The 22143-nt window shown below is 68.7% G+C and carries 22 protein-coding genes; 5 read left to right on the forward strand and 17 right to left on the reverse strand.

Annotated features, from left to right (window positions below):
- Positions 1-97 precede the first annotated feature (97 nt).
- The 4 genes from yidC to ACFXHE_RS38715 form a co-directional block, all read right to left on the reverse strand.
- Complete coding sequence (gene yidC / locus ACFXHE_RS38700; RefSeq protein ID WP_379389836.1) at positions 98-874, reverse strand: membrane protein insertase YidC; 777 nt, start codon at positions 872-874, stop codon at positions 98-100.
- A gap of 105 nt (positions 875-979) precedes the next feature.
- Positions 980-1276, reverse strand: a complete 297-nt coding sequence (locus ACFXHE_RS38705) for a DUF6412 domain-containing protein (RefSeq protein ID WP_379389838.1) — start codon at positions 1274-1276, stop codon at positions 980-982.
- 173 nt (positions 1277-1449) lie between these two features.
- Positions 1450-1737, reverse strand: a complete 288-nt coding sequence (locus ACFXHE_RS38710; protein ID WP_379389840.1) for a putative quinol monooxygenase — start codon at positions 1735-1737, stop codon at positions 1450-1452.
- Between the two features lie 52 nt (positions 1738-1789).
- Positions 1790-2836: an aldo/keto reductase gene (locus tag ACFXHE_RS38715; RefSeq protein ID WP_379389842.1), complete on the reverse strand. Its 1047-nt coding sequence runs from the start codon at positions 2834-2836 to the stop codon at positions 1790-1792.
- 59 nt (positions 2837-2895) lie between these two features.
- On the opposite strand from ACFXHE_RS38715, the gene ACFXHE_RS38720 reads away from it, so the two are divergent.
- Positions 2896-3843 carry a helix-turn-helix transcriptional regulator gene (locus tag ACFXHE_RS38720; protein ID WP_379389844.1) on the forward strand — a complete coding sequence of 316 codons (948 nt, stop codon included), beginning with the start codon at positions 2896-2898 and terminating at the stop codon, positions 3841-3843.
- A gap of 67 nt (positions 3844-3910) precedes the next feature.
- Here the strand turns inward: ACFXHE_RS38720 and ACFXHE_RS38725 are convergent, their stop codons facing one another.
- The 4 genes from ACFXHE_RS38725 to ACFXHE_RS38740 form a co-directional block, all read right to left on the reverse strand.
- Positions 3911-5494, reverse strand: a complete 1584-nt coding sequence (locus ACFXHE_RS38725; protein WP_379389846.1) for a protein kinase — start codon at positions 5492-5494, stop codon at positions 3911-3913.
- 267 nt (positions 5495-5761) lie between these two features.
- The gene (locus ACFXHE_RS38730; protein WP_379389848.1) at positions 5762-6658 is read right to left on the reverse strand and encodes an arylamine N-acetyltransferase; all 897 of its coding nucleotides are present in this window, start codon (positions 6656-6658) and stop codon (positions 5762-5764) included.
- 80 nt (positions 6659-6738) lie between these two features.
- The gene (locus tag ACFXHE_RS38735) at positions 6739-7683 is read right to left on the reverse strand and encodes an NAD-dependent epimerase/dehydratase family protein (RefSeq protein ID WP_379389850.1); all 945 of its coding nucleotides are present in this window, start codon (positions 7681-7683) and stop codon (positions 6739-6741) included.
- A gap of 96 nt (positions 7684-7779) precedes the next feature.
- Positions 7780-8733, reverse strand: coding sequence for an alpha/beta hydrolase family protein (locus ACFXHE_RS38740; protein ID WP_379389852.1), 954 nt, complete (start codon positions 8731-8733; stop codon positions 7780-7782).
- Between the two features lie 129 nt (positions 8734-8862).
- On the opposite strand from ACFXHE_RS38740, the gene ACFXHE_RS38745 reads away from it, so the two are divergent.
- From ACFXHE_RS38745 to ACFXHE_RS38755, 3 genes are all read left to right on the forward strand, one after another.
- Entirely contained in the window at positions 8863-10041 is a 1179-nt protein-coding gene (locus ACFXHE_RS38745; RefSeq protein ID WP_379389854.1) for a winged helix DNA-binding domain-containing protein, read from the forward strand.
- Between the two features lie 281 nt (positions 10042-10322).
- Entirely contained in the window at positions 10323-10820 is a 498-nt protein-coding gene (locus ACFXHE_RS38750; protein ID WP_379389856.1) for a tellurite resistance TerB family protein, read from the forward strand.
- Between the two features lie 84 nt (positions 10821-10904).
- Complete coding sequence (locus tag ACFXHE_RS38755; RefSeq protein ID WP_379389858.1) at positions 10905-11087, forward strand: hypothetical protein; 183 nt, start codon at positions 10905-10907, stop codon at positions 11085-11087.
- Positions 11088-11147: 60 nt separating this feature from the next.
- Here ACFXHE_RS38755 and nadC read toward each other — a convergent pair whose 3' ends face one another.
- The 3 genes from nadC to nadA form a co-directional block, all read right to left on the reverse strand.
- Positions 11148-12008, reverse strand: a complete 861-nt coding sequence (gene nadC, locus ACFXHE_RS38760) for a carboxylating nicotinate-nucleotide diphosphorylase (RefSeq protein ID WP_379389860.1) — start codon at positions 12006-12008, stop codon at positions 11148-11150.
- 121 nt (positions 12009-12129) lie between these two features.
- Entirely contained in the window at positions 12130-13848 is a 1719-nt protein-coding gene (locus ACFXHE_RS38765) for an L-aspartate oxidase (protein ID WP_379389862.1), read from the reverse strand.
- Positions 13849-13881: 33 nt separating this feature from the next.
- Complete coding sequence (gene nadA / locus ACFXHE_RS38770) at positions 13882-14922, reverse strand: quinolinate synthase NadA (RefSeq protein ID WP_354845966.1); 1041 nt, start codon at positions 14920-14922, stop codon at positions 13882-13884.
- Between the two features lie 77 nt (positions 14923-14999).
- Here nadA and ACFXHE_RS38775 point away from each other — a divergent pair, with 77 nt between their 5' ends.
- Positions 15000-15758 (forward strand): NUDIX domain-containing protein, encoded by a 759-nt coding sequence (locus tag ACFXHE_RS38775; protein ID WP_364626399.1) that lies wholly within the window; start codon positions 15000-15002, stop codon positions 15756-15758.
- A 17-nt stretch (positions 15759-15775) separates the two neighbouring features.
- Here ACFXHE_RS38775 and ACFXHE_RS38780 read toward each other — a convergent pair whose 3' ends face one another.
- The 6 genes from ACFXHE_RS38780 to ACFXHE_RS38805 form a co-directional block, all read right to left on the reverse strand.
- Positions 15776-17239 (reverse strand): MFS transporter, encoded by a 1464-nt coding sequence (locus ACFXHE_RS38780; RefSeq protein WP_379389864.1) that lies wholly within the window; start codon positions 17237-17239, stop codon positions 15776-15778.
- Between the two features lie 44 nt (positions 17240-17283).
- Entirely contained in the window at positions 17284-18009 is a 726-nt protein-coding gene (locus ACFXHE_RS38785) for an ABC transporter permease (protein WP_379389894.1), read from the reverse strand.
- 83 nt (positions 18010-18092) lie between these two features.
- Positions 18093-19256: an ABC transporter substrate-binding protein gene (locus ACFXHE_RS38790; RefSeq protein WP_379389866.1), complete on the reverse strand. Its 1164-nt coding sequence runs from the start codon at positions 19254-19256 to the stop codon at positions 18093-18095.
- Complete coding sequence (locus ACFXHE_RS38795; protein WP_379389896.1) at positions 19253-19915, reverse strand: ABC transporter ATP-binding protein; 663 nt, start codon at positions 19913-19915, stop codon at positions 19253-19255. Before ACFXHE_RS38795 ends, ACFXHE_RS38790 begins: the two co-directional genes overlap by 4 nt.
- Positions 19916-20049: 134 nt before the next feature.
- Positions 20050-20679 (reverse strand): class I SAM-dependent methyltransferase, encoded by a 630-nt coding sequence (locus tag ACFXHE_RS38800; protein WP_379389868.1) that lies wholly within the window; start codon positions 20677-20679, stop codon positions 20050-20052.
- Positions 20680-20713: 34 nt separating this feature from the next.
- Positions 20714-22138 (reverse strand): cytochrome P450, encoded by a 1425-nt coding sequence (locus tag ACFXHE_RS38805; protein WP_379389870.1) that lies wholly within the window; start codon positions 22136-22138, stop codon positions 20714-20716.
- Positions 22139-22143 lie beyond the last annotated feature (5 nt).

Below are 22143 nucleotides of genomic sequence, written 5' to 3' on the forward strand. Positions count from 1 at the left end.
GCTTTACGTCGCGGCCGAGCTCGCGCGGGTGTTCCCGGCCCGCAACCCGGGAACACCCGCCGGACCGGCGGTTATGAGGCGCGGACCGCGGCCCCGCTCAGACCGTGGTGCGGGCGGCCTCGGGACCGAAGCGAGCGGCCACCAGATGTTGCTGAGCGAACGTCCACGCGTTCTGGGTGACGAAGTAGAGCAGGATGGCGATGGGCATCACCGGTCCGACCAGCAGTGCTCCGGCGGGGAAGACCCACTGCGAGAGCGTGTTCATGATCCGGACCTGCGAGCCCGCCGCGCCTTCGGCGGGTTGCGGCTGCCGGGCGACGGCGGCGCGGGCGGTGAAATGGGTCGCGATCGCCGCGACGATCATGAGCGGAATCGCCACGGCGGCAACGGTTCCGAAGGACGAGCCGGCGGTGGACAGGGTGGCCTCCAGCGGTGCGCCGAACAGTTTGGCGTCCAGGAAGGACTGCACCTGCGTGGCATTGAACACGTAGTTCTGAGTGTGACCCGGCTGGAAGGACCGCAGCACGTGGTAGAGGCCGATGAAGACCACCGTCTGGCCGATGATCGGCAGGAAACCGGTCAGCACGTTGACGCCGGACTCGCGCTGTAGCTCCTGCATGGCCAGCGCCTGCTTCTCCCGGTCGCCCGCGTGCTTGCGCTTGATCTCCTGCAGCTTCGGCTGCATCTCGGCCAGCGCGCGCGAGAACTTCAACTGCGCGACGAACGGCCGGATCAGCAGGGCCCGCAGGGTCATGACAAGGAAGACGATGGCCAGCACCCAGGCCAGGCCACTGGTCGCGCCGAGCAGCGACGCGAAGGCGGTGTGCCACAGCCACAGGACGGCGGACACGGGGTAGTAGATGAAATCGAGCACGGAGTACCTCGCTGCGCAGCGCCCGCACACGGGTGCGGGCGAAAGGAATTCGGACGGCGGAGAACCCGACAGCGCGCACGACCGGGACAGGTCGTGCGGGCGCGGTCAGGCCGCGAGGACTCCGGGTGCGCGCGGGCGCGGGCGGCCCGGGGCGTCGGGATTGCTCTGCCGCAGGAACGCGCCGCGGCGCCGCCGTCCGGCCGATTCCGCCGGACCGATGTGCGCGGTGGCCGCGAGCAGCGGACCGCGCGCCGACAGCACCGCCGCGGTCACCGCGACCAGCGCGGCCGCACCGAGGACGAGCAGCGAATCGGGGGTGGCGGCGGCCAGATACAGCACCGCCCACGCGGAGACCACGAGCGCGCACAACAGCAGCGCCGTCGATCGAATCCGCGTACCCATGCGCCCGACCCTACCTGCGTTCCCCATCCCCGGCACCCCATGTGCCGGACGCGACATGCCCCGCCCCCGAACCGCACCGTATCCGGCTCGGGCGCACCCTGATCCGGGCCCCACGCGCGACCGCGCCCCCACCGGCGACACCGGCGGGGGCGCGAGGATCGAAGGCTCGACCGCTATTCGGCGACGAGGCGGCGGATGATCATGGGCTCGGCCACGATGCCCTCCAGGACTCCGGCCACGTGCTGGAAGTGCTCGGCGGTGAAGTGCTTCTCCAGGGCGTCGGCGTCCTGCCATTCCTCCACCACGACCATGTGGGCCGGGTCGTTCGGGTTGGTGAAGGGCTGATAGGACAGGCAGCCGGGTTCGGCCAGGGAGGGTTCGATCATGGCTTCCAGGGCGGTGCGGAGGCGGTCCTCCTGGCCGGCGGCAGCGCGCAGTTCGGCGACGACGTGCAGGGTCATGGTGGTGTGCTCCTTCGGGAGTCGGTGCTCGGTATTCGGATCTTGGTGACGCTCAGCGCTGGATCGGGCCCTCACCGGCGCCGGTGGTGCGCAGCGCGGTCGCGATGGCGTCCAGGTCGGCGGGGGTCAATTCCAGTTCGGCGCCGCCGATCCAGCCGTCGACCTGTTCGGGCCGGCGGGCGCCGGCGATGGCGCCGGTGACGCCGGGCCAGGTCAGGGTCCAGGCGATGGCCACGGCGGAGACGGTGGTGTCGTGGGCCGCCGCGATCGGACGCAGTGCGTCCACCAGCGCGAGGTTGCGGTCGAGTTCGGTGGTGAACTCCGGGAAGCCCTTGCGCCAGTCGTCATCCGGCAGGTTCGCGACGCGTTCGGCCGAGAAGGCGCCGGTGAGCAGGCCGGAGTGCTGCGGCTGGTAGATGATGCCACCGGTGTGATGCGCTGCGGCCCAGGCCAATTCGTCGGCCGCACCGCGCTTGATCAGCGAGAACTGCGGCTGGATGGCGTCCACGTGGGCGATGGACTCGGCGATCTCCAGTTGCGGCACATCGTGATTGGACAGGCCGATGGCGCGCACCTTGCCCGCCCGCACGAGGTCGGCCATGGTCTGCCAGTACTCGGCGAGCGGGGTCGCGGCCGCGGGGTCGACGCCGTCGGGGTCCGAGAAGTCCAGGGAGGCACCGGTATCGGGCCAGTGCACCTGGTACAGGTCGATGCGCTCGACGTTCAGCCGGCGCAGCGAGTCCTCGACCTCGCGGCGCACGCTGGCGGCGGCCATGATCCGCTTCGGCGCGGCGGCGCGGTCGTTCTCGTCCCAGACCAGTCCGGCCTTGGTGAAGACGAACGGCCGATCGGCCTCGGGCAGTCCGCTGATCGCCTTGCCGACCACCTCCTCGGAGTGGCCGAGTCCGTAGACGGCGGCGGTGTCGATCCAGTTGACGCCGGCCTCGACGGCCCGGCGGATGGTGGCGATGGAATCGGCGTCGTCCTGTGCGCCCCAGGTGTAGCGCCAGCCCGAACCGCCGACGGCCCACGCGCCGAATCCGATCCGGCTGATGTGCATGTCGGTGGTGCCGAGCTGACGGGTGGGAAGGGAGGTCATTGTGTGCTCCTCGTGTGGCTTTCGCCGTCCGTTGCGGCGCTGAGCACTACTTTCGCCGGATGCGAGCGGGGCAAACAGTGCTGCGTCTGCCTGGGCACCGCATGACCAGGATGCGGCGCCGGATGGAATTCGGCGCGCTCGTGGTTACCGAAGGCATGACCTTGGACCGTCGCGCCGAACTCGGTGAATTCCTGCGCTCCCGCCGCGCCCGGCTCAGCCCCGCGGAGGTGGGCCTGATGGATCACGGTGCGCGCCGCCGTGTTCCGGGCCTGCGCCGCGAGGAGCTGGCGCTGCTGGCCGGGGTCAGCGTGGATCACTATGTGCGCCTGGAACAGGGCCGCAGCCTGCAGTTCTCGGAGTCGGTGCTGGATGCGGTGGCACGGGCACTGCGGCTGAATCAGGTTGAGCGCGACCATCTCTACCGCCTGGCCCGCCCATGGTCGGGTGAGGAGCCGCCCGCCGTGCAGGAGGTGCGCCCGGGTCTGCGCCGGCTGCTCGACGCCGCCCACGACGTCCCGGCCTACATCGTCGGCCGCGGTGTCAGCGTCCTGGCGTGGAATCGCCTGGCGGCGGCCCTGATCACGGATTTCGGCGCGCTCCCGCCCGCGCAGCGCGACTTCCTGCACCTGGTCTTCCTGGACGAGGGCGCCAAGGATCTCTACGGGGACTGGGACGACAAGGCCGCCGACACCGTGGCCTACCTGCGCCTGGATGCCGCCCGCAATCCCGGCGACCCGCGCATCACCGCCCTCATCGACGAAATGAACGCCCGGAGCCCGGAATTCGCGGAGCTGTGGAAGCGGCACGAGCTCAAGGACAAGACCCACGGGCGCCATATCTACCGCCACCCGATCGTGGGCCGTCTGGAGCTCGGCTTCGAAACCCTCCGTCTCCCCGACGATCCCGATCAGGCGCTGGTCGCCCACCACGTCGAACCCGGCTCCCCCAGCGCCGACGGACTACGGCTGCTGGCCTCCCTCGCCGCCGATCCGGCGAAGCTCGGCTGAGCAAACCCACCATCGTAACGCACTGCGCCGCACCGGAAAACCGGTGCGGCGCAGTGTGCTGCCGGAATTACTTGGTGTCGCTGTCGATCTGCAGGCTGCCGCCGCCGGCGTCGATCACCCGCATGTTCACAGACTTGGTCGGGCCGTTCTTGGTCTGCAGCGAGTCCAGCACGATGTCGACCGAACCATCGGGGTTGACCGTGCCGCCGCCATTGGCGCCCCGGATGCTCGAGTACTTCTGGACCGGGTTCCCGGTCCAATACGTCTGGAATGCCTGCTGACTGCCGTAGACCTGCTGAGCGGCGGGGGTCAGCAGCTTCCAGGCATCCGAGTACCGGGTGTAGGTCACGTCGTCCCAGAACGACTGCACCGCGTCGACACCGGCGTCGAAGCTGACCGTCCCGGCGCTCTTGGTCTGGCCGAGGCCCGAGGGCACGCCCTTGGTGGCGCTGGCCGTGACCGACGCCTTCACCGAGCTGCTGTTCGTGCCCGCGCCGGTGGCGCTGTTCGAACCGGAGTTGCCGAACAGGCCGTACGCGATGCCGCCAGCCACCACGACCACCGCGGCCATCAGGATCAGCACCAGCTTCTTCTTGGAGCCGGAATCCGAATCCGGTTCGGGCGCCGGATGATTGCGGGTCGGCGGGCCGGCGTTCATGGGCGGGCGCGGCGGCGGGGTCTCCAGCAGCTGCGCCTGGCTCATGGCGCCGGTCGGGATGTCGGCCGACTGGCGGCGCTCCATCTGCCGGGTGGTCTGCCGCGGCGCGGAGCGCTGGGCGGCGCCGGCCGACGGGGTGGCCGGGCCCGAGCGCCGGGCGGCCAGCACCCGGGTGGCCTCGGCATCCGGGCCGACCTCGGCGAATTCGGCCATGATGTCGCGCACGTCGAGCATGCTCGGCCGGTCCTCCGGCTCGAAGCTGAGCAGGCTGAGCAGCAGATCGCTGAGCGGTCCGGCATTGCGCGGTTCGCTGATCTGGCCATTGGCGGCCGCGTAGAGCAGCGCCAGCGGATTCGGGTTGGTGCCGTAGGGCGGTTCGCCTTCCAGTGCGTGGAAGAGCGTGGCGCCCAAGGCGAATACGTCCGCGGCCGGCGTCGGTTCCGCTCCGCGCGCCACCTCGGGGGCGAGGTAGGCGGCGGTGCCGGAGATGAGTCCGGTGGCGGTCAGCGTGACATCACCCTTGGACTTGGCGATGCCGAAGTCGGTGATCTTCACGGCGCCGTTGTCGCCGAGCAGGATGTTGCCGGGCTTGACGTCGCGATGGACGATCCCGGCGCGATGCGCGGCGATGAGCGCGGATGCCACCTGTTCGCCGATGCGGGCGACCTGCGGCAGCGGCAGCGTGCCCTGCGCGGACAGCACCACCGCCAGACTCTGCGACGGCAGATACTCCATGACCAGGCACGGGTCACCCTCGTGCTCGGTGATGTCGAATACGACGATGGCGTTCGGGTGCTGGAACCGGGCCGCGTTGCGAGCCTCGCGTGCGGCGCGCTGCCGAACGATGTCCTTGTCCGCATCCGACAGGCTCGGCTGGGTGAGGATCTGTTTGACCGCCACGGAACGTTCGAGCCGCTGATCCACGGCTCGCCAGACGACACCTGTGCCGCCGCTACCAATCCGTTCGACCAGGCGGTAATGCCCTGCGATCACTTGGCCGGTTTCGATGGCACTACTCCGAAGTTCTTCGAGATGACTGTGACAATGCGGTTGCCCGCGCGTTTCCCCGCACGAGTGTAGCGGGCGACGCGCGGATCTCCGACGTCAGCGTGAGATATGAGCGAGATCTCGGTGAGATCTACGCCGCAATCGAGTGACCGCCGCGTAACCGGTTAGGCGAACCTGCTGGTCGCAGCCCATCTATGACGGGACATAGACCAATTGGTTTGGTGCGTGTTTGCTCCCACACACCGACGGCGTTCAGCTACCTTTCACCCCCGAAGCCGGGGCGGAGACCGCCGCGGGCCACTCGGCGCGCGTCAATTGCGCCGCGTCCGCCTGGTCGAGCTCGACGTCGAAGACCTCCGCGAGCACCTTCGGCAACTCGGCGACCTCGAGTTCGCGCACCTCCTCCGAGCCGTCCGGGTAACTGGTGGTCCAGGTGGTGCCGTCCAGTTGGTGATGCACCTCGGCGTGGAAGCGCTGCACGAACGGCCGCGTGGTGAACGGCGAACGCGCCGAGGTGGACACGTAGTGGTTCCCGACCGCGAAATCGACGCGGTACTGCGGGGTGGTGACGAAGGTATAGCGGTCCACCCAGCCGTCCCGGCCGAACTGGTACAGCGTCCACAGCTCGCCGCCGGCCGCGTCGATGGACCGCTCCAGCCGGAAACGCCATGCGCCCGCGCTGAATTCACCACGATCGGGGGCCAGCTCGACCGGTTCGACCGGCCCCCACCCGAAGCCGACATCGCACAGCCAGCGGCGATCGTCGTCCACGGCCTTGACCCGCAGCAGCGCGTGGGTGGCCGGGCGCAGGTTGGTCGCGCCGCGCGTGACGCGGCCCGACATGGCGGTGAACTCGAAGCCGAGCCGCTCCAGCGCGGCGGCGAACAGGCCGACGTTCTCGTAGCAGTACCCGCCACGCCGCCGCCGGATCAGCTTGTCCTGCAGCGCTTCCGGATCCAGTGGAATGCCGCGGCCGAGAATGATCTCCAGGTTCTCGAACGGAATGGTGGTGGTGTGGGCGCGCACCATTTCGCGCAGGGTGGCCAGGGTGGGCGTGCGCTCGCCGGTGAATCCGATCCGGGCCAGGTAGGCGTCCAGGTCGAGGTCCGCGCCCTGCCAGGTGTACGAGGGGTCCGCCGGTGTGGTCATCGCTGCCTTCCTGTTGCGCCAGATTCGCCGAGATCAACGGTATTCGGCGGGAAAGTGTTCCGGCGGCAGCGGGTGCCGGGTCAGCGCACGGAGTCGGCCAGGGTGGGCAGGCCCTCGCGGTAGGTGGGGTACATCGGCTTCCAGCCCAGGTCGGCGCGCGCCTTGGCGTTCGAGACGCGGATGGAGAAGTCCAGCATCTGGGCGGCCGCCAGCGGTGAGGCCATGCGCACCAGGCGGGCCGGGAGCCGGCGCGGCGGCCGCGCGCCGACGGTCTCGGCCATGGCGTCGAACATGGTGTCCCAGGTGATCGGCTCGTCGTCCACGATGTTGTACGCCTGGCCGGGGACGCCGCGTTCGAGGGCCGCGACGGTCGCGGCGGCAGCGTCGGCGAGGTGGACGAAGCCGACGTATCCGGTCCCCGTGCTCGGCAGCGGGAACATGCGCAGCCGCAGTGCCCGCACGAAGCTCTCCGACGCGCCGGGACCGTAGAACAGGCCGTAGCGCAGGGCGATTCCGTCGATGCCGGGTGCGCGCCAGGCGCTCGATTCGGCCTCGTGCAGCGCGCCGATGATGCCGTCGGTGACGTCGCCCTGGATGCGGCCGAACGGGTCCTGCTCGGTCACCAGCCGCGAGCCGTGGTCGCGCAGGCCGTATCCGACGATCAGCGACTGGGTGAGATAGCGCCGCGCCCCGGTGCGCTGGGCCAGCTCCACCAGATGCTTGCTGCCGATCTCGCGTAACGCGTTGGTGCGCAACAGACCCGGGGCGTGATAGTGGGTCGGCGGCGAGTACCGGTAGGAGGTGAGCTGGTGGATGACCGCGTCGGCGGTCAGTCGTTCGGTGGCGCGCATCAGGTCCGAGCGGTCCATGACATTGGCGACCAGCGGGGTGGCCCCGAGCGAGCGCGCGACCTCGGCGCCGCGACCGCCGCGGGTGAGCGCGTACACCTGATGCCCGGACTGCCGCAGCGCCGTGACCAGTGGCCGCCCGATCGCTCCCGTCGCCCCAGCCACCACGACTTTCATTGCGCCTCATCCCGTCTCACCGCGCCGATATCGACTGCGAGCCTACTGTCCGGGGCCGGGATCGGGTGGATCGTGGTCAGCACCGAACGGCCGCGCTCAGGCCGCGCATTTGGCGTTCGGAGGCGCGGGCGGGGCGGTGTTCACGCCGGCCGCGACATCGATGAGGTAGTCGTGGTCGCCGCCCAGCGGCTCACTGCCGAGCAGCAATCGCTGGACCACACAACCGGATTCGAAGAACACCGGATTGATGCCGTGGTCGCCGGGCACCACGCGGCCCTCCAGATCACGGCCGCTGACCACGGTGTACATGGAGACCGGGTGGCCGGAGAGGGTCAGTGACGCGCGCATTTCGAGCGACTGGGTGTAGGGCACCAGCGGGTCGGCGGTGCCGTGCAGCAGGACCGCACGCTTGACGTCGATGCGGCTGGTCATGAGCGCCGGCGACCGGTCGAGGTAGGACTGCAGGCAGAGGACCGGGGTGCAGCCGCCCGCGTCGCGTTCGATCTCGGCCCGCAATTGTGGTCCGGCCAGGCCGGATTCGAGCCAGGCGGTGACGTCGTCGGCGTGGCCGAAGGTGTCGACCCAGTAGTCGTAGGTGCCGGGCGGGGCAAGGGCGGCGGCCAGCCCGCTGGTCACACCGCCCTGACTCCAGCCCCACAGCACCGTGGGACCGATGCCGGGGTGCTCGCCGCGGTACCACCGGGTGGCCGCGACGGTGTCGCGCCAGCCCGCCCAGACGTTCCACTCCCCGGTCCGCCAGGTGCCGGTGTCGGAGCGCTGATCCATGGTGACCAGGGCCGCGCCGGTCTGCCGGACGATCGAGGCCAGGTAGTCGGGGAAGTCGCTCGCACTGCCGGCGTGGCCGTGCACCGCCACGATGAGTCCGCGGCCGCCGCCGTCGGGTTCGTAGACCCGGCCGGTGGCGGTCTCACCGTCCACGGTCAGGGTCACCGGCCGCATCGACACGTCGCCGGGTGGTGCGCTCGAAACCAGCGGGGCCGCAACCACCGTCGCCGCGAGCATGCCCGCGACCGCACCGACCACCCGCATCCCTCGCCACCGGACACCCACGCCCGGCATCGTCGCATGTCCGCGAGGACCGGCCGGGTACCCACGCCGGGCGATTTCCCGGGCGGCGGGGTGCCCGCGGATTCGGGTGACAGAGGCTAGGATTCGACCATGCGTTCGATGGATGCCGCGGAGCGGCGGGCTCGGCTGGGGGTGCGGCACCGGCTGGCCGCCGGGGTGCGCGGCGACGCGGTCGAGCAGATCGTGCGGTCGATGGTGGTGCTGCACGCCACCGATCCGGCCACCGTGTATCTGTCCGTCGCGGCGCGCGGAGTGGGGATCGAACCCAGGCACGTGGAGCAGGCGCTCTACGACGATCGGACGCTGTTGCGCATGCTGGCCATGCGGCGCACCATGTTCGTCGCGCCGGTCGACCTGGTGCCGGTGCTGCAGGCGTCGGTGGCGGATGCCTTGGCGCACAAGCAGCGCAAGACCTACGGGCGGTACATCGAACAGTCCGGGGCGGTGACGGGGAATGTCAGCGCGTGGCTGAACGAGGTCGAGGCGGAGACGCATGCGGCGCTGCTGGTGCGGGGCAGCGCGACCGGGGCGCAGTTGAGCAAGGAGGTGCCGCGCCTGCGGACCCAGGTCGACACCGCGCCGGGCAAGCCGTATTCCAAGCCGACCAATATCACCACCTGGGTGCTGGTGACGCTGGGCTGCGAGGGCCGGATCGTGCGCGGGCGGCCCAATGGGAGCTGGGCCAGCAGTCAGTACACGTGGGCGCCCATCGAATCCTGGCTGCCGGAGGGGATTCCGGCGCTGCCGGTGGACGAGGCGCGGGCGGAGCTGGTCCGGAAGTGGTTGCGCGCCTTCGGTCCCGCACCGGTGAGCGATCTCAAGTGGTGGACCGGGTGGACGCTGGGCGAGGTCCGCAAGGCGCTCGCGCCGGTGGATACCGCCGAGGTCGACCTGGGTGGCGAGACCGGCCTGGTTCTCGCCGATGATCTGGAATCGACTCCCGCCCCGGAACCCTGGGCCGCGCTGCTGCCCGCCCTCGACCCCACGCCGATGGGCTGGCAGTCCCGGGACTGGTACCTCGGCCCGCACCAGCCCGCGCTCTTCGACCGCAATGGCAATGTCGGCCCGACGGTCTGGTGGGACGGCCGCATCATCGGCGGCTGGGCGCAGCGCCCGGACGGCGAGATCGTCTGGCGGCTGCTCGAGGACGCGGGCTCCGACGCCGAGCGCGCCATCGCCGCGGAAGCCGAACGTATGGGGGCGTGGTACGGCGATGTCCGCCCGATTCCCCGATTCCGAACGCCGCTCGAACGCGAGCTCACCACCTGAGCCGCGCGCCGGCACTCCGTCGAATACCGCCGCGCCGGTCCACGATCCGTGCCGCAGATCGGTTGCGAGTTTGCGATCGAATGTCGATCTCGTTGCATGGCACGGTATTCGACGGTTGCGGCCCGGCCCGGGCACTACTGTGAGGTTGCTGCCCACGCAGTATTCGGAGAATTTCTGCGGGCCTACCGCGCGGCAGGCTGTTACTGTCGGCATTGTTATTCGCACGATCCGGGCCGGGACACGGGGAGGTCCAGGGGTTCGGCGAGTTTTCGGAGTGTGTCATGGCGTTGACGAATCGGCTGGTCTCCCCGGCTGCACCGCACATCGATTCGGCCGGCGCGCCGCACGGTAGCTCTGCCGAGGGGTGGCCCGCACCCGCGCCGCCGCGAAACGACCTGTGGGGCGACGCCTTCCGGGATGCGGCGCTGGGTATGTGCGCGGTGCTGTCGGCGACCGACGGGCGCATCGATCCCGCGGCGCGCATGCGGGTCGCGCAAATGGTCGGCGCACACGAGGTCCTGCGCCTGCGTTCCCCCGAGGACCTGCGAAATCTGTTCGAGGACAATTGCGCCCGGCTCATCATGGATCCCGCCTTCGGGCACGCGTATGTGATGGCGCAGATTTCCAAGGCCACCGACTATCCAGAACAGGCGGCCGCGGTGGTGCGAATCGGGCTGGTCGTCGGGCAAACCGACGGCGAACTCGGCGCACACGCGCTCACGGTGATTCGCGAGGCTTGTCAGGTTTTGCGTCTGGACCCGCACGAATTCGGTCTGTAAAGCCCTCTGGCTTTTGCTGGACATTGCCCGGAGCCGTCCCGCATTCTTGGAGCGTTTGCTGCCTAGCGAGGGGATTCACTCTGCATGGCGATCCAAGGGTTCCTCAATATTCTGCTCGACACCGTCCACCCCAATCGGGGCTGGCGGTACTGCGGCTGGTGCGAAGGCACCGGGGCCGCAGGCTGTTCCGACAGCGGGTCGGCGATCCTGTGCACCGGCTGCGGCGGCATCGGCTGGCTCGTCGATCCGCCCGTGTACCGGCGCTGACCAGACGATTCACCCCCGGCGGAGTGGCACACCGGGGGTGAATCGACGGGAAGGGCTGTCTCACATATCGAGTCCGAGGTCCAGTACCCGGACCGAGTGGGTGAGCGCGCCGACGGCCAGGTAGTCGACTCCGGTGCGGGCGTAGTCGGCCGCCATGTCCAGCGAGAGTCCGCCCGAGGACTCGAGTTTGGTGCGCGGTGATCGGGTGTTGCGGCGCTGCACGGCCGCCTGGGTGGCCCACAGCGGGAAGTTGTCCAGCAGCACCAGTTCCACGTCCTCGGCGAGGACGGCGTCGAGCTGGTCGAGGCTGTCCACCTCGACCTCGCACTCGATGTCCGGGTTCAGTTCCCGCACAGCGCGCAGCGCGGCAACCACCGAGCCCGCGGCCACCACGTGGTTGTCCTTGATGAGCGCGGCATCGCCCAGCCCCATGCGGTGATTGACGCCGCCGCCGACCCGCACCGCGTACTTCTGCAGGGCCCGCAGGCCGGGCAGGGTCTTACGGCTGTCTCGGATGCGGCAATCGGTGCCCGCCACCGCGTCCACCCACTGGGAGGTGGCGGTGGCGATTCCGGACAAGTGGCACACCAGGTTCAGCAGTGTGCGCTCGGCGGTGAGCAGCCCGCGCGTGGGTGCGGCCAGGCTGAGCACGACGTCACCGGGCTGCACCCGGGTGCCGTCCGCGACGCGGCCGGTGACCTCGTAATTGCCCGCGCCGAGCACCTCGTCGAGCACGAGCAGGCCGACATCCAGCCCGGCCACCGTGCCCGGCTGGCGAGAAGCCATGTCCGCCTTGGCGACCGCGTCCGCGGGCACCGTGGCCAGCGTGGTGATATCGGGCCCGTACCGCAGATCCTCCTCGAGGGCGGTGCGGATGAGCGCGACCACCGCGTCACGGTCCAGTCCGGCGTCGAGGGTCATTGCTGCACTCCTTCTTCGATGACTTGTCCTGCGCCCCGGGCGATGTCGTTCCGGACCGCAATGTCGTTCCTGACCGCGAGGCCGTGCGAGACGGCGAGCCCCGGCATGACGGCCGCGCCCGTCACGAGGCGACGGGCACGGCGGCCCGGCCCCACGCCTGCCCCGGCTCGATGCCGTCGGCAACGAGCTTCGGCCGCCCGTCGGACCCGAGCCGTACCACGATGCTGCGCCGCAATTCCTCCCGCGGCTCCGGGTAATCCGACCGCGTATGGCAGCCGCGGCTCTCGGTGCGCGCCGCCGCCGCGACCAGCAGCGCCCGCGCGGTCAGCGTGAGCGCGGAGTCCTCCAGCTCGCGAATGATCGCCGCCGCCGAATCGGAGTGCGCGACTGCGCCATCGCTCGACGCGTCCACGGCATCGTCGGCCCGGCCGACAGCTGCGCCGTTCCCGTTCAGCGCCCACTCGACGGTGATGTCGGGCACGGCATTGTCGGCGACCAGGCCGACCATGCGCAGGACGGCGGCGCGCAGGCCGTCGCCGTCGCGGACGACCGAGGCGTGCTCGGTCATCAGCTCCTGCAGCAACTTTCGATCCGCACGGGGGAAACGCAGCGGGCCGACCTCGGCGATCGGGCGGGCCGCGCCCCGGCGTTCGGCGGCCGCCACGCCCGCGCGCTCGCCGACCACCAGGCCCTCGAGCAGGCTGTTGGAGGCCAGGCGATTCGCGCCGTGCAGACCGGTGCGGGCCACCTCACCGGCGGCGTACAGGCCGGGCACCGTGGTGCGGCCGACGGTGTCGGTGAGAATGCCGCCGCACTGGTAGTGCGCGGCCGGCGCGACCGGGATCAGATCCGCGGTGGGGTCGATGCCCGCGGCCAGGCAGGAGGCGGTGATGGTCGGGAAGCGTTGCGGGAAGCCCTCGATCGAGCGGCCGTCGAGGTACACGTGGTCGGTGCCGAGCTCGTGCATGCGGGCCGCGATGGCGCGGGAGACCACGTCGCGCGGGGCCAGATCGCCGCGCGGGTGTACGCCCGCGGTCACCGAATTGCCTTCGGAATCCACGAGAATCGCGCCCTCGCCGCGCACCGCCTCGCTGATCAGCGGGCGGCGGCCCAGGCCGCCGGGCGTGAACAGCACGGTGGGGTGGAACTGCAGGAATTCCAGGTCCGCCACCAGCGCCCGGGCCCGCAGCGCCAGTGCGATGCCGTCGGCGGTGGCCCCGGCGGGATTGGTGCTGCACGCGTACAGCTGGCCCAGCCCGCCGGTGGCGAGCAGTACGGCGGGCGCGTGCACGATGCCGAAGCCCTGGCCCGACACCACGATGACACCGCGCACGCCCTCGGGTCCGGTCACGATGTCGAGCACGACGGCCCCGAACAGCACCGGCAGTCCGGCCGTGTTCAGCGCCCGCTGCACCTCGGCGCCGGTGGCGTCGCCGCCCGCGTGAATGATGCGGCGGGTGCTGTGGCCGCCCTCGCGGGTCCGCGACACTTGACCATCGCGCCCGAGATCGAACACCGCGCCCAGATCGGTCAGCGCGGCCACCGCGTGCTGACCGCCCTCGACGATGGACCGCACGGCGTCGGCGTCACACAGTCCGGCCCCGGCGACCACGGTGTCCTGCACGTGCGATTCCACCGAATCCCCGTGCGGTGCAACGACCGCGATCCCGCCCTGCGCGTACTGCGTGGAGGTGTCGGTGGGCCCGCCCTTGCTGAGCGTCAGCACCCGCAGCCCGCGTAGGGACGCGGTCCGCGCGGCGGTCAGGCCGGCCACCCCGCCACCCACGACGACGAGATCCGCCTCGGCTTCCCAGGTGATGGAAATCGATGTATTCACCATTGCTCATCCCTCCCCTGACGGGGGACGACGTGGCTACTCGCCGCCGCCGGGGTTGCCGATCTCGATCATGCGCTGCACCGAATTGCGGGCCAGGGCAGCGGTTTCGGCATCGACGTGGACCTCGTCGCGGTTCTCCACCAGGCAGCGGAGCAGGGCGGCGGGGGTGATCATCTTCATGTACTGGCAGGAGGCGCGGTCGTTGACGGGCTGGAAGTCGATGCCGGGGGCGGCTTTCCGCAGCTGGTGCAGCATGCCGACCTCGGTGGCGACCAGGACCTGGTTCGACTTGGCCGCCTTCGCGGCGTCGATCATGCCGCCGGTCGAGAGGATGTGCACCCGGTCGGCCGGGAACTCACCGGCACCCGCCAGATAGAGAGCCGAAGTGGCGCAACCGCATTCGGGGTGCACGAACAGCTCGGCGTCCGGGTGGGTGCGGGCCTGCTCGTTGAGCTCGTCGCCGTTGATGCCGGCGTGCACGTGGCACTCACCCATCCAGATGTGCATGTTCTCGCGGCCGGTGACGCGCTTGACGTGCGCGCCCAGGAACTGGTCCGGCAGGAACAACACCTCGCGGTCCGGGTCGATGGAGGCGACCACGTCGACGGCATTGGAGGAGGTGCAGCAGATGTCGGTCAGCGCCTTCACCGCGGCGGTGGTGTTCACGTACGAGACCACCAGCGCGCCCGGGTGTTCGGCCTTCCAGTCGCGCAGTTCCTCGGCGGTGATGGAGTCGGCCAGCGAGCAGCCTGCGCGCTGGTCCGGGATGAGCACGGTCTTCTCGGGGCTGAGAATCTTGGCGGTCTCGGCCATGAAGTGCACACCGCAGAAGACGATGGTGTCCTCCGGCGCCTCCGCGGCGATCCGGGACAGGGCCAGGGAGTCGCCCACGTGGTCGGCGATGTCCTGGATCTCGGGCAGCTGGTAGTTGTGCGCCAGGATGGTGGCATTGCGCTCACGCGCCAGCCGCTTGATCTCCGCCGCCCATTCGGGGGTGGCCTCCACACCGGAGTATCCCGACGGGCCGTCCGTGATGCGCTCGGTCAGCGTCATCGTCGCGCCCACTGCTGCAGCCATGGCATGGCTCCTTCTCTCATGCGTTCGGCAACCTCGCCGATTCGCATCCAACCGGTTTTCGACTTAGAATCGAAAACGTGGCCCATCGTAGCACCATCCACGAAACACTCACCGCGGTGTTCCAGGTTCGTCGCTTCCCTGACACCATCCGTGCAGGTGAGAGCACTAGCGTGGGTGGGATTGCCGTCTCCGACCGCTGCCCGCCGGGCCAGCGCACCGAACTCGCGGTGCTGTTGTGGGAACGCGCCCTGGACCCCGCCAAGGGCACCTGGTCACTGCCCGGCGGCCGCTTGCGCGACGACGAGGATCTCGATACGTCCGCGGCTCGGCAGCTCGCCGAGAAGGTCGATGTCCGCGAGCTGACCCACCTCGAGCAGGTGTGGGTTTTCAGCGATCCCGACCGGGTACCCGGCGACCGCCGAATCGCCTCGGCCTACCTGGGTCTGGTGCCGTTGACCGCCGAACCGGTGCTTCCCCACGACACCAAGTGGCACCCGGTATCGGACCTGCCGGACATGTCCTTCGACCACGGCACGGTCGTCCGCCACGCCCGAAACCGCTTGGCCGCCAAGCTGTCCTACACCAATATCGCCTTCGGCCTGGCCCCCGCCACCTTCACCATGTCGACCCTGCGCGAAATCTATTGCGCCGCACTGGGCTACGACGTGGATACCACCAACCTCCAACGAGTGCTGACCCGCCGCAAGGTGATCACCCCCACCGGCGCGACCTCCTCCCCCGGCCGCGCGGGCGGGCGGCCCGCCGCCGTCTACCGCTTCACCGACTCCGGGATCCGCGTCACCGACGAATTCGCCGCCCTCCGCCCGCCCAGCTAGCCGCGGACCGTCCCCGCCTAGGCCGGTATTGTCGCCGCCCGGTCCGGATCGGTCACCGGGTCCAGCTTCCGGACCCGGATCGTGATCGCGACCACGATCGCCGCCAGCACGAAAAGGCCTGCGCCCCAGTAGAACCCGACGTCGTAACTGTGAATCGCGGCGCGCGCCGGCAGATCCGGGGTGGGCGGGTGATTGCGCGCGTATCGCGTCGAGACCTGCACCGCGATCGTAGTGAGCAGCGCGGTTCCGATCGAGGCGCCGATCTGCTGCACGGCGTTCAGCAGGCCGCTGGCCACACCGGCGTCGCGATCGTCGATCGCGTACAGCGCGGTGGCCTGCATGGCCACGAAGATCTGCGCCATGCCGAGCGCTATCACGATCTCGGCCGGCAGCACGGCCGCCCAGTAGGGGTACCCGACCCGCAACTGCGCCAGATAGATCAGGCCAGCCGCCCCGAGTTGCGCACCGGCCAGCATCAGCACGCGCGGCCCGACCTGGGGCAACAACTTGCTGGCTATACCGGCGGAAACGACGATGCCGAAAGGAAAGGGAAGGAAGGCGATTCCGGCCTTCAACGGCGAATACCCCAGCGTCTGCTGGAAGTAGTAGCTGAGGAACAGGAAGACCGCGTACATAGCGACCGGAACCAGCAGCGCGACCAGGAACGAGCCGCCCCGATTGATCTCGCCCGGAATACGCAGGGGCAGCAGCGGATTGGCGACCCGCGCCTCGATGGCGACGAAGGCCAGCAGCAGGCAGACACCGATCACCAGCAGCGCGACGGTGCTGGCCGCGCCCCATCCTGCCTGCGCCGCACGATTGAACCCGTACACGACGCTCGCCAGTCCCGCGGTCACGAGAACCACACCGGGCAGGTCGTAGCCGCCCACCCGGCGGACCGGCACGTCCCGCACGACGACCAGCAGGGCCGCCGCCGCGGTGGCGGCCGCGATCGGAATGTTCACCAGCAGGCACCAGCGCCAGGACGCGTACTGCGTCAATGCTCCGCCGCCGATGAGCCCGACCGCGAACCCCGCTCCGGACACGCCCCCGAAGACGGCGAAGGCGCGAGCCCGCTCCTGCGCCGCGGTGAACGTCACCGACACCAGCGACAGCGCCGAGGGGGCCAGCAATGCCGCGAACATGCCCTGCATCGCCCGGCCGGCGAACAGCATGCCCGGGCTCACCGCCGCCCCGGCCAGCGCCGAGGCCACCGCGAACCCGACCAGGCCGATGAGGAAGATCCGCCGCCGGCCGACGTAGTCGGCCAGGCGGCCGCCCAGCAGCAACAGGCCACCGAACATGAGCGTGTAGGCCGTGAACACCCATTGCTTGTCGGCATCGCGGATGCCGAGGTCGGCCTGCGCGTAGGGCAGCGAGATCGTCACGATCGTCGCGTCCAGGACGACGAGCAATTGCGCGATCGACAGCACCAGCAGTGCCCACCAGCGACGATCGGACGCCGCCCGTTCTTCGGACATGAAGCTCACCCTTTACTTATCGGTTTCCTGCGACCGCGCCGGTCTCACGCGACCGCGCGATTGTTGAAGGTCCGCCCGGGAAGGCGGCTCGCCACGAAATCCACCGCGGATCCGAGCACGCCGATGACGAGGATGATGGCCACAACCTGGTTGTAGGCCAACTGATCTCGGGCATTGAGGATCTGATAGCCCAGGCCCGACCGGACCCCGAGCATCTCCGCGGGTACCAGCACGATCCAGGCGGTACCCAGACCCAGGCGCAGACCGGTCCGGACATGATCACGCACGGCCGGAATGATCACGACCCGCAGCTGTTCCACCCGCGTCGCGTGAAACGACCGCGCCACATCCAGAAAGCCGCGGTCGATGGCGTGCACCCCGGAGACGGTGTTCAGCAGGATGGGCCACAGGGCCGCGGCCGCGACCAGGAAATAGACCGGCTGATTGCCGATTCCGAACAGCGCGATGGCGATCGGCGTCCACGACAGCGGCGAGATCATGCGCAAGAACTGCACGATGGGCGTGGCCGCCCGCTCGATCCGCGTGCTCAGGCCGATCAGCAGACCCGCCGGAACACCGATGACCATTGCGATGGCCAGGCCGATGACCAAGCGCCACAGGCTGATCGCCGCATCCGATACCAGCACGCCGCGCTGATACAGATCGACGATCGCCGGTAGCACCCGCTGCGGGGCGGTCTGGCGCAGCAGCGAATGCTGCTGCGCCAGTACGGAAGTCGCCAGCCACCAGAGCAGAACCGTGAGGATGATGGCCGCGGCCGCGGGCCACGCCTGGGCGACGGCCGACCGGGATGCGGTACGGGCAGTCGGGGTGGATCGAACGAAGGTAGAAGTCACAGCAGTTGCACCTGTTCAGCTCTGACGAGGTCGGCGGGCAGCCCCAAGGCCTGTGTTCCTCCGTGTGCGGCAATCGAATTCAGCACGAAGGTGTCGTCGACCAGCCCCGCGTGCGCCGTGCTCGGATCCAGGTCGTCCAGAAAGCCGCGATCGCCGTCGACCACGGTGTCGTGCATTGCCTCGACCAGCTTCCGGGTGAAGCTGGGATAGGGGTACGGCTGGAATCCCACCAGTTGCGGTGACCAATCGGGGTGTCGCAGTTGATAGGGCGGCGCGGGATAGGTCAGCGCCGTCCGAACCGCCGGCAGTGGCTGGGGCAGGTAACTTCCGGACGTCAACGCACCGGCGGATCCATTGCGGTCCGCGGTGATTCGCACTTGGGCGGCAACCACCGCATCCGTGACCACCTGCACCGCGGACGGGCGCTCCGCGATCACGTCGTCCCTGGTGACCAGTACGCAGCAGGCATGTTCACGCCACACGTCGCCCAGGAAGGTATGGATTCGCCCGATCTTCTTGATCTGCGCGATGGCATTGAACGGGTCCGCCACGACATACCCGGCGATCGAGCGATTCGCCAGGGCGGGAACCATATCCGACGGACTCATGACAACGAGCTCGACGGTGCGTTGGGATCGCGACGCACCGCGCCGCACCACCGGAGTGATGTCGTGGGCTCGCAGCAATTGCTGGAGGACGATGTTGTGGATCGACCACCAGAACGGGATGGCGACCTGGGTTCCCGCCAGCTGCTCCAGATCCGTAATGTCCGGGGCGACAGTGAGTGCCGAGCCATTGGTGTGATTCCAGCCCAGCACTCGCACTCCCACACCCAGGACGCGCTGGAGTTGCAGAGCCATCGGCATCAACAGATGCGCGACATCGATCTCACGAGAGACGAACGCCTCCGCCAGCCCGGCCCAGCTTCGGAACATCACGGGCCGACCGCTGCTCACCCCGGAGGAATAGAGGCTCGCCGAATGGGCGATCAGCAGCGGCGCCGCATCGGTGATCGGCAGGTAACCGATGCGAAGTGCGCTCTCCCGCCGTCGCCCGGCCGTGGCCGCGCTGTGGACGAGGTCCGCCGAGCCGAAGAGCCCGGCGGCGACGGTGAGTCCTGTCGCACCCGCCAGCAGGTACCGTCTCGAAATATCCGTCAAGGAACCGCCACCTCGTCCGGGTGGTACTGCTGGAGAATGTCGTCACGCAGCGCCGGCGTATCGCCTGTTCGCACGTCCCGCCATTCACGACGCATGCTGCCCCGGTCGAGCAGCACGATCCGATCCGACAGCGCGATCGCTTCGTCGACGTCATGCGTGATGAGCACGACCGTGGCCGCGAGTTCGGCGACGAGCTCGGCCAGCCACTGCCGCAGGTCGATTCGAGTCGCCGGGTCCAGGGCACTGAACGGCTCATCGAGCAGGAGCAGCCGTGGCCGGGTCGCGACCGCCCGCAGCACGGCCACGCGCTGTGCCTGGCCGCCCGACAGCTCGCTCGGATATCGGTTCGCGAGGCCGTCCAAACCGAAACGCCGCAACAGGGTTTCCGGATAGCGACGGTCGAATTCGTGCCGGTGCGCGGCGAATCGCCGTGCCACCGAGATGTTCTCGATCACCGTGAGCCAAGGCAGTAGCAGGGACTGCTGGAACACCACCCCGGTGCGCAGGCGAGCGCCGTCCGCGCTCCAGCTCACCGTTCCCGCGGTCAGATTCTCCAAGCCCGCCAATATCCGCAGCAGCGTGGACTTTCCGCTGCCGCTCGGGCCCAGCACGGCGAGAAACTCGCCGCGATCCATCGAGATGCTCACGTTGTCCAGCACGAGATTGTCGCCGAACTTCTTCGTGCCGCAATCGAGGGTCAATTCATTTCGCAAACAAGGACACCTTCGTGAGCGGAATCGAGCGAGCGTGCCGACCATCGACGGCAGCGCTCACTCGCTTCCATGGGTTCGCGCTATGCGCCCTTTACGCCGGTCAGCCGCGTGTACATGCCGCCGTGCACGCTGTCGACGACCACGTCGCTCAGCTGTTCACGGAATACCCGCTCGAACGGCTCGAGCTTCTTGTAGTGCGATCCGACGATGAACGACTTCAGGAAGTTGTACCCGTTGATGGCGGGGTACCCGAATCCGGAGGTTCGCGGCAGGGCATCGATGATGCGCACACCGGTACCCGGCTTCAGGTTCGCGAGGAGCTCTTCCAGTTTCTGCGAAGGGTCCGGAACGCAGCTCATCGCAATGCAACTGAAGACCACGTCGACGTCCCGAAGCAGCGGTGTCGTCGCGATATCGTCGACCACGAGCTTCACATTGTTCCACCCGTTCGCCGCCACCCGCTTCTCCGCCTTGGCGAGAATGGCCGCGTTATTGTCCAACCCGATCACCCGGCCCGACGGGCCGATCGCGTCGATCAGAGCCGGGAAGGCAAGTCCGGTACCGCATCCGAGATCGGCCACCGTCTTACCGGACAGGTCCAGTCCCGCGACCAGGGCCGGGTGCAGCTTGTCGATTCCACCGAGTGACAGGACCCACGCGGTCCGGTCGTAAATCGGCGCCGCGATATCGTATCGCTCTGCGAATTTCATACCCACTCCCTCAGGTTCTCTTCGGCCGAAGCAGTTATCGTCGAGTCAGTCGAACTCGGAAGCCGCCCTTGATCACCGGCGCCAGGCCGGGATCCTCGCGAAGTGACCAGTGCGGCGGCACTTCGATCTTGTAGCGGCTGAAAATCAAGGCCACGAGGTACGGCGCGATCAGGTACCCCAATTGGGCGCCGGTGCATCGGTGCGGGCCCGCACCCCACGCCAGGTAGTGCAACACCCGAGGCTGGTCGACCCGTTTGCTCTTGTCGTAGAACCGATTCGGATCGAACTTGTCGGGATCGGTCCACCAGCGCGGGTCGCGGTGGATCGTCGAGATCGGAACGCCCAGCATCGTATTGGGCGCGATGTCGAACCCTTGGAAGTTCGCGCCGGTCGAGGTGAATCGGAGCAGGAGCGGCAGCCCTTGCATTCGCATCGATTCCTCGAAGCAGGACTTCACCCAATGCAGGCTGCGCACCGACTCGATGGACGGTTGTGAAAGATCGACAGTGCCACTCTCTTCCACCAGGCGATCCGTCGCTTCGGCGTCGAGGACGCTGCGAACGACCGTTTGGGTGATCGCGCCGGCGGTAGTGCCATACGACGCGCTGGTCATGGTCGCCACATCGAAGCAAAGGTCCCAGAAGGTCATGGGGGTCTTCAGCTTCTTGTACCCCGCGAGCATGCCGTCCAGGACATCGCCGTAGGTTCCCAGAGCCGGCGAGTTCTGGCGCTCGACAACGCGATTCTTGACGATCTTCGCCGCGGTGTACACCGCCCAGGGCCGGATCTTGTACGGACCCCACGGGCGCACCAGATTCGGCGGATCGGCGATCTTCAGAGTCGATCCGAGGAACTTGGTGAAGGTCGAGAGGCCGTTGTGCAACTCATCGATCTCATGGGGAGTGAAGGGCTCGGTGAACGTCTGCTTCAGCACTCCTCGCAAGAGGGTCTGAAATATCGCCTCCTGCAGATCGGTGACACCCTCGGCGTCGGTCGCCACGGCGATGTTCGCGTCGAGGCTGTCGAGGTAGGCTTCGACATTGGCATTGAACGTGCTCTTCAGACCGTCCCGTGTGACCAGCGGACTGACGATCCGACGCCTTTCCCTGAAGAGCTCTCCCTCGATGAACGACAACCCGTTCTGCCGCTTCGCAATGACGGGATGATAGTTACCGAACTTGCTGTAGTCGCCGGAGGTGTCACCCATAGCCGCGTGTGCGTCTTCCGGGTTACCCAGTACGACCAAGTCCCGGAGCGGGAACCTGATTCGGCTGACATCTCCGTACTGCCGGACAGTGTCCCGCAGGAACTTGTTGCGGTCCTTCGCGAACTCGGGGTATGAACCCATGAAACGGTGTCCCGGCGGCCCGGGCAGGTGCTCATTCGAGAAACGGCGGCTGATTATGCTGGTTTCAGAATGCACCTTCGGCGCCTCGACGTGCGGGCATTTGTTGGACATGAAGA

Origin of the sequence: Nocardia sp. NPDC059229 (assembly GCF_042754165.1) — a bacterium.
Taxonomy (GTDB): Bacteria; Actinomycetota; Actinomycetes; order Mycobacteriales; family Mycobacteriaceae; genus Nocardia.